This is a genomic window from Aquabacterium olei (genome assembly GCF_003100395.1).
Classification (GTDB): domain Bacteria; phylum Pseudomonadota; class Gammaproteobacteria; order Burkholderiales; family Burkholderiaceae_C; genus Aquabacterium; species Aquabacterium olei.
Map to the genome: position 1 here is coordinate 2,457,874 of NZ_CP029210.1, position 10,969 is coordinate 2,468,842.

Sequence of the window (10,969 nt, forward strand, 5' to 3'; positions counted from 1 at the left end):
ACGGCGTCAGCCCCACAGCCGGCGCAACACCGCCGGCAGTTGCTCGGGCAGGTCATCGGCCAGCAGGCCGGGGCCGAAGGCGCGCGCCGCCTCACCGTGCAGCCAGGCACCGGCACACGCCGCCTCGAAGGCGGGCAGGCCTTGGGCCATCAAGCCGGCGATCAGTCCGCTGAGCACATCGCCTGACCCCGCGGTGGCCAGGCTGGCCGGGCCATTGGTGTTGACCACCACCCGCCCTTCCGGATCGGCGATCACGGTATCCGGCCCCTTGTGCAGCACCACCGCGCCGCTGCGCCGCGCGGCTTCCCGGGTGGCCGAGAGCTTGTCTTCGCCCGAGCCCGCGCCGAACAGCCGCCGGAACTCTCCCTCGTGCGGCGTGAGCACCGCGGGCCCGGCCAGGGCCCGGAACAGCGCTTCGGGCTCGCGCTCGAAGGCGGTCAGGGCATCGGCGTCCAGCACCACACCACGCCCGTCGGCCAGCAACAGCGCGTCGACCACGAGGGTGCGCAGGGTGGCCGCGGCGTCGTCTCCCGGCAGGCCGAGTGCCGCCCCCGGCCCCATCACCAGGCTGTGCCACTTCATCGCGCCCAACTGGCGGGACCACGCCGCCGCCACCGCGTCGGCATCCTCGTCATCCAGCGGCTGCACCATGCCGCACAGCAGGCCTCCGGCGTATACCGGCCACACCTGCCGGGGCACGAGCAAGGTGGTGAGCCCAGCACCGGCGCGCGCCGCGGCCCGCGCAGACAGCCGTGCGGCGCCCGTCATCACGGCACCGCCCAGCACCAGCGTGTGGCCCCGAACGTATTTGTGGATGGCGCCGCTGGCAACCATGCCGGGGCGCACTGCCGGCGCGGAAGGATGCGCCCACTGATCGCACCACAACACGGGCGCGTTCTCCCACGTCTGGCGCGCTGCGGTGGCCAGCGCCTCCGGCGCGATGCCAATGTCACGCACGCAGATCTCACCACACAGCGCCCGGCCCGGCATCAGCACGTGGCCAGGCTTCTTGCGGAAGAAGGTGACGGTCAGATCCGCCGGCGTGGCGCCCCAGTCCGCGCCCGTGTCACCGTGCAGGCCCGAAGGCACGTCGATCGCCACGATCGGCAGCCCGGCGGACCGCGCCTGACGCAGCAGCATGGCCGCTGGGCCATCGAAGAGCCTCGTCAGCCCCGCACCGAACAGGGCGTCCACCACCAGGTGTGCGCCATCCAGCAGGGCATCGGAGAGGGGCTCGATCGCCAGGATCTCGCCAGCACGGCTGGCGTGATGGGCCGCATCCCCTTGCAGCGCGGCAACGGGCACGCTGGACGCCAGCCGGACGGGCCACCCCGCCTCGTGCAACCGCCTGGCCACCACGTGGCCATCCCCGCCATTGTTGCCCGGGCCGCACAGCACCAGCACCGGCCTCGGCGCCCATCGGGCACGGATCGCATCGCACACCACCTTGCCCGCCGTCGCCATCAAGGCGACGCCAGGCACGCCGTGCGACACGGCCCAGGCGTCCGCCCGTGCCATGTCGGCGCACGTCAGCAGCAGGTGATCTTGAGACAGGCAGGGCGCGGTGTGTGGCATGCCGCCAGCTTGCCATGACTCGCGCGACCGCAGCCAGTCAGGAACGGCCGACCACCACTTCGCTGAACTGCAGCACGGGCTTCAGGTCGGTGTAGTTCGGGATGTCCCCAAGGATCTCGCCGGCGTGCGGGCCAAAGGCCGCCTGGAACGCTTCGACGGTCTCGGTGTAGATGTGGCACATCGCCACATACGTGGGCGTCTCACCGGGCGCCCCACCCGCCAGGCCCTTGTCCACCGTGTAGAACAGGCAGGCGTCACCCATGCGGGCTTTCACGAGCGGCATGTGCCGGTCGCGGTAATAGTCGTGGTCGAAACGAGCCCCTGGCTGATGGGGGTACATCACGCTGATCTTGATCATCCTGTCTCCTCGAGGGTACCGGCCGCGGTGGGATGCGACCGTCGCGTCAACATAGCGCGTGAGGAAGGAACAGGAAAGGTGGCTGGGCCCGCGGTCGGGATGTGTCGGTGTGACACACACACGAGCAGCCGAGCCAGAAAAATGGCGGGTGCGGTGAGATTCGAACTCACGGAACGCGCAAACGTTCGCCGGTTTTCAAGACCGGTGCCTTAAACCGCTCGGCCACACACCCTCAGAGGCACCATTGTAGGCGCTCAGGCGCCACCCGGCTTCTGGGCCTGCGGGCAGGCCACTTGAATGATCTCGCGCGTGGCGCCATCGACACGCGCGGAAGTGAGCTGCCCACCCCACACACAACCGGTGTCCAGTGCCAGCAGATCGTCCCGGTTCACCAGGCCCAGCGTCGACCAGTGGCCGAACGCCACCGGCGTGCCAGCCGTCCGGCGGCCCGGCACGTCGAACCACGGCATGTGGCCTTCCGGGGCATCGCCAGCGCCGTCCTTCGTGCCGAACTCCATCGTGCCGTCGGCAGCGCAGAAGCGCAGGCGGGTCAAGGCGTTGACCACGCAGCGCAAGCGGTCGGCGCCCGTCAGGCCATCATCCCAGCGGGCGGGCTCGTTGCCATACATCTGGTGCAGGAAATCCCCCAGGTCGGCGCTGCGCAACAAGGCTTCCACCTCACCGGCCAGGGCCAGGGTCTGCGTCAGATCCCACTGAGGCAGCACCCCCGCGTGCACCATAAGCCAGCCGTGCGCGTGCACCGCCAGGCGCTGCTGCCGCACCCAGGCCAGCCACGCCTCACGGTCCGGCGCGTCGAGCACCGTGTCGAGGGTGTCGCTGCGGTGGGCCTTGCGCACGCCATGGGCCACCGCGAGCATGTGGAGATCGTGGTTGCCCAGCAGACACGTGGCCGAGCCCTCCAGCGCACGCAACTTGCGCAGGGTGCCCAGCGAATCGGGCCCGCGGTTCACCAGGTCACCCAGCACGTAGAGGTGGTCGCGCGAGGGAGAAAAGTCCAGCGTGGCCAGCAGCTGTTCAAAGGGCCTGCAGCAGCCCTGGATGTCGCCAACAAGGTAGATCATGGGGGGGATTCTGCTACGCTTGCCGCGTTTGAACCGATGGCCCGGCCATGCCCGGCGCCCTGTATGGACCTTGCCCTGCTGATCTTTCTGATCCTTCTCAACGGTGTGTTCGCGATGTCGGAGATGGCCCTGGCGGCCAGCCGCAAGGCGCGTTTGCAGGTGATGGCCGAGACCGGCGACGCCGGGGCCCAGGCGGCGATGACCCTGCATGACAACCCCACCCAGTTCCTCTCGACGGTTCAGATCGGCATCACGTCCATCGGCGTCCTCAACGGGATCGTCGGCGAAGCGGTGTTTTCCCCCCCGCTGGCCCAATGGCTGCTGGGCCACTTTCCGCTCTCGGCGGACGCGGCTGCCATCATCGCTACGGGCCTCGTGGTGGTGATCATCACCTTCGCGTCCATCATCTTCGGCGAGCTGGTGCCCAAGCGCGTGGCGCAGATGTACCCCGAGCCGGTGGCACGGGTGGTGGGCAAGCCGATGATGTGGCTGTCGTCGCTGACCCGCCCGTTCGTGCGGCTGCTGGCGGCGGCCACCGAAGGTGTGCTCAAGCTCATGGGCATCCGTGACAGCGGCAACCGCAGCGTGACGGAAGAAGAGATCGCCGCCCAGCTCGAAGAGGGCCTGGATGCCGGCGTGATCGAAGCCCACGAGCACCAGATGGTGCGCAACGTGTTCCGTCTGGACGAGCGCCAGATCGGTTCGATGATGATCCCGCGCGGCGACATCGCCTTCCTCAACATCGAGGCGCCGATGGCGGACAACCTGGCCACCATTGCGGAGCATGGCTACTCGCGCTACCCGGTGTGCCGGGGTGGGCTCGATGACGTGGTGGGCGTGGTGACGGCCCAGCAGCTGCTGCACCAGCTGACGCAGCAACAGCAGGCCACACTGCGCGAAGGCCTGCAGCAAGCCGTGTTCGTGCCGGAGACGCTGTCGGGCATGGAGCTGCTCGAACACTTCCGCGCGTCCGACACGCAGATGGTGTTCGTGGTGGACGAATACGGTGAGGTGCAGGGCGTGATCACGCTGCGCGACGTGCTGGAAGCCATCACGGGCGAGTTCACGCCCCCGCAGGCCGAAGACGCGTGGGCCGTGGAGCGCGAGGATGGCTCCTGGCTGATCGACGGCCTGATCCCCGTGCCGGAGCTGAAGGACCGCCTGGGCCTGAAGGTCCTCCCCGATGAGGACCGCGGCCGCTACAACACCCTGGCCGGCATGGTGATGCTGCTGCTGGGGCGTCTGCCGCGCACGGCCGACATCGTGGAGTGGCAGGACTGGCGCTTCGAGGTCGTCGACATGGACGGCAAGCGCATCGACAAGGTGCTCGCTTCCCGCGTCGTCGAGCAGGAAGACTGAGTCGCCGGCGCGTCAGCCGATGCGTTGATCGGTGGCGTCGTCGAACAGATGCGCTTCGGCGGCATCCCAGCGCAGGCCCACCCGTTCGCCCACCGTGAGGTGGGCCCGCGGGCCGGCCACGCGCGACACCAGCGGCCCGACCGGCGTGTCGAGGAACACATAGGTTTCCGGGCCCGTGGGCTCCAGCATGGTCACCGAGCCAGCCAGATGAGCGCCATCCAGCGGCCCGATCGCCAGGCTTTCGGGGCGCAGCCCGTACGTCACGTCACCCTGACCCGGCTGCTGCTGCAGCGCGGCCAACTGGTGTTCCGCAAGCGGCAGGCTCACGCCATGAGCCACCAGACCGGCCGCACCGACAGCACGGTGCGACTTCACCATGTTCATCGCCGGCGAGCCGATGAACTCGGCAACGAACTTCGTGGCCGGGCGCGAGTAGATGTCGTCCGGGCTGCCGAACTGCTGCAGCACACCGTCCTTCATCACCGCAATGCGGTCGCCCAGCGTCATGGCCTCGACCTGGTCGTGTGTGACGTAGACGGTGGTGGTGCGGGTGCGCTGGTGCAGCAGCTTGATCTCGGCGCGCATCTCGACACGCAGCTTGGCGTCGAGGTTGGACAGCGGCTCGTCGAACAGGAAGAGCTTGGGGTTGCGGGCCAGCGCCCGGCCCATCGCCACGCGCTGACGCTGACCGCCTGACAGCTGGCCCGGCTTGCGCTTGAGCAGGTGCTCGATCTGCAGCATCTTGGCCACGCGGGCCACCGCGGCCTCGCGTTCGGCCTTGGGCACCTTGCGCATCTCCAGGCCGAAGGCGATGTTCTCGGCCACGTTCATGCTCGGGTACAGCGCATAGCTCTGGAACACCATGGCGATGTCGCGGTCCTTCGGCGGGGCGAAGGTCACGTCCTGGTCGCCGATCAGGATGTTGCCGGAGGTGGGCGTGTCCAGCCCGGCGATCATGCTCAGCAGCGTGGATTTGCCGCAGCCCGACGGGCCGACCAGGATCAGGAACTCGCCGGCTTCGATCTCGATGTCGATGCCCTTGAGGATCTCGTGGCCACCGTAGGCCTTGCGAACGTTGCGGATGGAAAGAGCGCCCATGGGCTTGTCCTTCTTGTGTGAATTCGAGCGGATGAGGGGAGCGGGCCGGATCAGCCCTTGACGGCGCCAGCGGTCAGGCCGCGCACGAAGTACTTGCCGGCCACCGCGTAGACGAACAGCGTGGGCAGTGCGGCAATCAGGGCGGCCGCCATGTCGACGTTGTATTCCTTGACCGTGCTGGAGGTGTTGGCCAGGTTGTTCAGGCCCACGGTGATGGGCTTGGACTCGGCACCGGAGAACACCACGCCGTAGAGGAAGTCGTTCCAGATCGCGGTGAACTGCCAGATCAGCACGACGACCACGATGGGCGTCGACAGCGGCAACACGATCCGAAAGAAGATGCGCCAGAAGCCGGCACCATCGAGCATCGCGGCCTTGATCAGTTCATCGGGCAGCCCGACGTAGTAGTTGCGGAAGAACAGCGTGGTCGACGCCAGGCCGGCAATCACATGCACGATGACCAGGCCCCACACCGAGCTGGACAGGCCGAACCAGCCCAGCACCTGCGACATGGGCAGCAGCACCACCTGCATCGGCATGAAGACGCCGAACAGCATCAGCGCAAACATCACTTCGCTGCCGCGGAAGCGCCACTTGCTGAAGATGTAGCCGTTGATGGCCCCCAGCACGGTCGAGATCAGCACCGCGGGCACCACCATCACGACCGAGTTCCAGAAGTAAGGCTTGAGGCCGCCGCAATCGGCGCCGGTGCAGGCGGTGGACCAGGCCTTGAGCCACGCGTCGAGGTTGATGGAGCCGGGCAGCGACAACAGGTTGCCGTTGCGGATCTCGTCCATGTCCTTGAGCGACGTGACGAGCATGACGTACATCGGTGCCAGGAAGACCAGCGCGAACAGGCCCAGCAGCGTGTAGATGGCGAATCGATGGAATCGGTTCATGGTGAGCACTCCTGCGGGCAATCAGCGGCGGGCCCGCAGTTCGGAATACAGATAGGGCACGACGATGGCGGCGACGGTGGCCAGCATCACGGTGGCCGAGGCCGCCCCCAGGCCGATCTGGCCGCGGGTGAAGGACATCGCGTACATGAAGGTCGCGGGCACGTCGGACGCATAGCCCGGGCCGCCGGCGGTCAGCGCCATCACCAGGTCGAAGCTCTTGATCGCCAGGTGGGCCAGCACCATCAGCGTCGAGAAGAAGACGGGGCGCAGGCTGGGCACGATGATGCGCCAGTAGATGCGCGGCAAGGTGGCGCCATCGACCTGGGCCGCCTTGATGATGCTGTCGTCGATGCCGCGCAGACCGGCCAGGAACAGCGCCATCACGAAGCCGGCGCTCTGCCACACCCCGGCGATGACCACGCAGTAGATGGCGTAGTCGGGGTCGACCAGCCAGCCGAAGGTGAAGTTCTCGAAGCCCCATTGCTGCATGAGGTTCTCGATGCCCAGACCCGGGTTCAGGATCCACTTCCAGGCCGTGCCGGTGACGATGAACGAGATCGCCATCGGGTAGAGGTAAACCGTCCGCAGAAAGCCCTCGGCCCGGATCTTCTGATCGAGCAGGATGGCGAGGAACAGGCCGATCGCCATGCCGAATCCGATGAACAGCGCGCTGAACACCCACAGGTTCTTGAGCGCCACCATCCAGCGCTCGCTCTCGAACAGCAGCTCGTATTGCGCCAGCCCCACGAACTCGTAGTTGGGCAGCAGGCGCGAAGCCGACACCGAGAGGTAGCCGTTCCAGATCATCAGACCATAGATGAACAGCATCGCGACGAGGAAAGACGGCGCCAGCACCAGCTTGGGGAGCCAGTGTGTGCGCGGCTTGTGGATCGTGGGGGTGGCGGGTCGGGTCATGTCGGCGACATCCCTTCAGAAAGAACAGGCAAAAGAAAGGGCCGCCCATGCGCGAACAACATCGGCATGGGGGCAAGGGGCCAGGGCCGCTCGTGACGGCCCTGCCCTTCGCATCGCGTGATGCGGCTTGCTCGGTTTACTTGGTGCGTGCGGCGGCGGCGATCTTGTCCATGGCCTGGGCCACGGTCATGCGGTCGCTGTTCCAGAAGTTGGACACCGCGTCCTTGATCGCACCTTCAGCGGCCGACGACACGGCCATGCCATGGGCAATCGACGGCACCAGCGTGTTGGTCTTGGCCGTCTCGACAAAGTCCTTGGAAGACTGCTTGGCGCAGTCGTCGAACTTGTCCATGTTCTGCCCCAGGCGCACCGGGATCGAACCCTTGTTCAGGTTGAAGACCTCCTGAAACTCGGGCGACATGACGGCTGCCGCGAGGTCCTTCTGGGCCTTGACGTTCGCCTCGTTCTTCAGCTTGAACAGCGCGAACGAGTCGATGTTGAAGGTGAAGGCCTTGGCGGTGCCGGGGGCGGCCGTGCAGATGAAGTCGACGCCCGGCTTCTTGCCGGCCGAGATGAACTCGCCCTTGGCCCAGTCGCCCATCAGCTGCATGCCTGCCTCGCCACGGATCACCATGGCCGTGGCCAGGTTCCAGTCGCGGCCCGGGGCGTTCTTGTCGGTATAGCTCTTCACGCGCTTGAACGTGGTGAGCACCTTGGTCATGGTCTCGCTCTTGAGCGTGGCCTGGTCCAGCTGCACCAGCGCCTTCTTGTAGAACTCGGTGCCCCCCACACCCAGCGCCACCGCCTCGAAGGTGGTGAAGTCCTGCCAGTTCTGGCCACCGTGGGCCACGGGGATGATGCCGGCGGCCTTCAGTTTTTCAGCGGCTGCAAAGAACTCGTCCCAGTTGGTCGGCACCTTGGCACCGGCCTTCTTGAAGGCTTCCGGGTTGGCCCACAGCCAGTTGACGCGGTGCACGTTGACCGGCACGGCCACGTACTTGCCCTTGTACTTCATGATGTTGCCCACGACGGGGGCAGCAGCTTGTCCCACTGGTTGGTGGCGGCCACGTCCGACATGTCGGCCAGCACACCTTCCTGCGCCCACTCCTGCAGGGACGGTCCCTTGATCTGGGCCGCGGCCGGTGCGTTGCCCGACACGACGCGCGACTTCAGCACCGTCATGGCCGAGTCCCCGCCGCCGCCAGCGACCGCAAAGTCCTTCCAGCTGTGGCCCTTGGCCTGCAGCGTGGCCTGCAGCGACTTGGCCGCCTTGGCTTCGCCGCCCGAGGTCCACCAGTGCAGCACTTCGACTTCGCCGGCCTGCGCGGCCAGGACGGTCACCATCGAGGCGGCGACCACGGCACCCGCGCGCAGCGCGAACATCATCTTCTTCGACATGGGGCGTCTCCTTCTCGTCAACGAGGGATCTGTGTGTGTTTGAGGATCAACGGGCGTGCAGCGCGGCGCCTCACAAACCGTTAATGAATTATTAATACATTAACGGTTCTTGAATCCAGGGGTCTTCCCTAGGTTCGCGCGCGAACCGGCAGGCTGACCCGCACACGCAGACCGTGCGGCACCACGTTGTACAGCGAGACGCTGCCCCCATGCTGAAGGATGATTTCCCGGACGATGGCCAGCCCCAGGCCGCAGCCCGTGCCGTCGTTGCTGCCACGCACGAAGCGCTCGAACACTCGCGCGTGATCGGCCGTCGGGATGCCGGGGCCGTTGTCCTCCACCTCTATCACCACCTGCTCGCCTTCGCGGCGGGTGCGCACGGTGACGATGCTGCCGCGCCCGGCATACCGCATCGCGTTGTCGATGAGGTTCACCAGCGCCTCGCGCAGCAGCAAGGGGTTGCCAATCACCACCAGATCGGTGTCTGCGCGGCCGTCACCCTCAGGCGACTCCAGCTCGTCACACCCCAGGTCCACGCCCATCTGCAGCGCGCGGGGCACCATCTCGGCCGTGAGCTCGCGCGCCAGCGGGCCGACGGGCACGGGCACCTGCCCCTGCTTCATCGCCGATTCGGGCTCGGCCCGCGCCAGCGTCAGCAACTGGTTCACCAGGTGGGCACTGCGCATGGCACTGGCCCGCACGCGCTCGAGCCGGGCGCGCAGCTGCGGCTCCTGGGCGGCTTCCAGCGCCAGCTCGGCCTGGGACTTCACGCCCGCCAGCGGGGTGCGAAGCTGGTGGGCCGCGTCGCTGATGAAGCGCTTCTGTGCCTCGACGTTGCGCCGCACCGAAGCCAGCAGGCTGTTGAGCGCCATCACCAGCGCGTGAACCTCGGCGGGCGCCGCCGTCATGCGGATGGGATTGAGGTCGTTCGGATGACGGTCTTCCACCAGCCGGCGCAGCCGCGACAGCGGCGCCAGGCCCGCCCGGATGCCGGCCCAGACGATCAGGGTCATCAGCACGATGAGCCCGGACAGCGGCAAGGCCGTGTCGATCAGAATGCGCCGGGCCAGGGCCTCTCGGCTGGCCCGGCTCTTGGCCACCTGCACCAGCAGGCGTTCCTAGCCGCCTTCACCGTAAGGCAGCAGCAGCGCGGCCACACGCACGCGCGTCTCGCGCACGGTGGCGTCGTAGAAATAGGGTTCATCGTTTTCCAGCTGAACGCGCTCGGACGGCGGCGGCAGTTGCTGGTTGCCGAGAATGAACCGGCCGGGCGGCGTGCTGACCATGTAGTAGACCGTGTCGTCGGGGTCGGTCTCGATGATGTCGCGGGCCGCCCGCGGGAAGTCAATCAGCAGACCGTTGTCGATCGGCTTGACCTGACGGGCGAGCGCACGCGAGGTCTGGAACAGACTGCGATCGACCACCTGGTTGGCGTAATTGGACGCCACGCTGTAGGTCACGAACGCCCCCACCAGCCACAACACCAACTGTGGCAGCACGATCCACCAAAGAAGCTGACGGCTCAGCGGGCTGCCGACCCGCAGGTCGACCGCCTCGGCGCGGTCATCGTCCGTCGGACCGGGCAAGGGGGAATCGCGCACGGCGCCCTGCCGTCAGGCCTGCAGTTCGAGCAGGTAGCCCAGCCCGCGCACCGTGCGGATCGACACGCCCGAGGGCTCGAGCTTGCGACGCAGCCGGTGGATGTAGACCTCGATGGAACTGGGGCCGCCCTGGTTGCGATCCAGATCCCAGGCCTGTGCAATCTCGTCCTTGGTCACCACCTTGTCACGCTGGGTGAGCAACAAGTCGAGCAACTCCCACTCTCGCGGTGACAACTCCACCGGCTCACCGTCGACGACGGCGCGACGCGCCTCGCGGTCAAAGCTCAGTGCGCCCAGGGACACGGTGCTGCCTGCCTGGGGTTTGAAGCGTCGCAGCAGCGCACGAATCCGCGCCTCGAGCTCGGGAAAGTCGAAGGGCTTGGTCAGGTAGTCATCGGCCCCGGCATTGAGGCCGGCCACGCGGTGTTCCAGCCCGTCAAGGGCCGTGAGGATGAGGATGGGCAACGCCGGCTTCACCTCGCGCACGGCCTTCAGCACGCTCAGGCCATCGAGTTTCGGCAACCCGAGGTCCAGCACCGCCACATCGAAGGGCTGGGAAGTAAGTGCTTCAAGCGCGGTACGCCCGTCGGCCGCCACCTCGGTCTGGAACCCGGCATTGCCGAGCTGTTCGGCCAGGGCATCGGCCAGGATGTCGTCGTCTTCAGCAAGCAGGACACGCATCCC

The 10,969-nt window shown here is 67.2% G+C and carries 10 protein-coding genes, 1 tRNA gene and 1 pseudogene; 1 reads left to right on the forward strand and 11 read right to left on the reverse strand.

All coding sequences use genetic code 11. The features are described 5' to 3' along the window. Positions 1 to 6: 6 nt before the first annotated feature. From DEH84_RS11025 to DEH84_RS11040, 4 genes are all read right to left on the reverse strand, one after another. Positions 7 to 1,575 (reverse strand): NAD(P)H-hydrate dehydratase, encoded by a 1,569-nt coding sequence (locus DEH84_RS11025; protein WP_109036898.1) that lies wholly within the window; start codon positions 1,573 to 1,575, stop codon positions 7 to 9. Between the two features lie 37 nt (positions 1,576 to 1,612). Further along, complete coding sequence (locus DEH84_RS11030; protein WP_109036899.1) at positions 1,613 to 1,933, reverse strand: EthD family reductase; 321 nt, start codon at positions 1,931 to 1,933, stop codon at positions 1,613 to 1,615. A gap of 142 nt (positions 1,934 to 2,075) precedes the next feature. Beyond that, positions 2,076 to 2,165: transfer RNA gene (locus tag DEH84_RS11035), tRNA-Ser, on the reverse strand. Between the two features lie 22 nt (positions 2,166 to 2,187). Beyond that, entirely contained in the window at positions 2,188 to 3,015 is an 828-nt protein-coding gene (locus DEH84_RS11040; protein ID WP_109036900.1) for a symmetrical bis(5'-nucleosyl)-tetraphosphatase, read from the reverse strand. Between the two features lie 63 nt (positions 3,016 to 3,078). Between DEH84_RS11040 and DEH84_RS11045 the strand changes: the two genes are divergently transcribed. Then, the gene (locus DEH84_RS11045) at positions 3,079 to 4,374 is read left to right on the forward strand and encodes a hemolysin family protein (protein WP_109036901.1); all 1,296 of its coding nucleotides are present in this window, start codon (positions 3,079 to 3,081) and stop codon (positions 4,372 to 4,374) included. A gap of 12 nt (positions 4,375 to 4,386) precedes the next feature. On the opposite strand, the gene DEH84_RS11050 is transcribed toward DEH84_RS11045, so the two are convergent. The 7 genes and pseudogenes from DEH84_RS11050 to DEH84_RS11075 form a co-directional block, all read right to left on the reverse strand. After that, complete coding sequence (locus DEH84_RS11050; protein ID WP_109036902.1) at positions 4,387 to 5,472, reverse strand: ABC transporter ATP-binding protein; 1,086 nt, start codon at positions 5,470 to 5,472, stop codon at positions 4,387 to 4,389. A gap of 50 nt (positions 5,473 to 5,522) precedes the next feature. Then, on the reverse strand, positions 5,523 to 6,371 hold the full coding sequence (locus tag DEH84_RS11055) for a carbohydrate ABC transporter permease (protein WP_109036903.1): 849 nt from the start codon (positions 6,369 to 6,371) through the stop codon (positions 5,523 to 5,525). Positions 6,372 to 6,392: 21 nt separating this feature from the next. Then, entirely contained in the window at positions 6,393 to 7,286 is an 894-nt protein-coding gene (locus tag DEH84_RS11060; protein WP_109036904.1) for a carbohydrate ABC transporter permease, read from the reverse strand. Positions 7,287 to 7,422: 136 nt separating this feature from the next. Beyond that, positions 7,423 to 8,669 (reverse strand): annotated as a pseudogene (locus DEH84_RS11065) (ABC transporter substrate-binding protein). A 143-nt stretch (positions 8,670 to 8,812) separates the two neighbouring features. Next, positions 8,813 to 9,790 carry a sensor histidine kinase gene (locus tag DEH84_RS11070; protein WP_342755618.1) on the reverse strand — a complete coding sequence of 326 codons (978 nt, stop codon included), beginning with the start codon at positions 9,788 to 9,790 and terminating at the stop codon, positions 8,813 to 8,815. A 12-nt stretch (positions 9,791 to 9,802) separates the two neighbouring features. Beyond that, positions 9,803 to 10,285, reverse strand: coding sequence for a sensor histidine kinase N-terminal domain-containing protein (locus tag DEH84_RS19710; RefSeq protein ID WP_342755619.1), 483 nt, complete (start codon positions 10,283 to 10,285; stop codon positions 9,803 to 9,805). Between the two features lie 12 nt (positions 10,286 to 10,297). Next, positions 10,298 to 10,966, reverse strand: coding sequence for a response regulator transcription factor (locus tag DEH84_RS11075; RefSeq protein WP_109036905.1), 669 nt, complete (start codon positions 10,964 to 10,966; stop codon positions 10,298 to 10,300). Positions 10,967 to 10,969 lie beyond the last annotated feature (3 nt).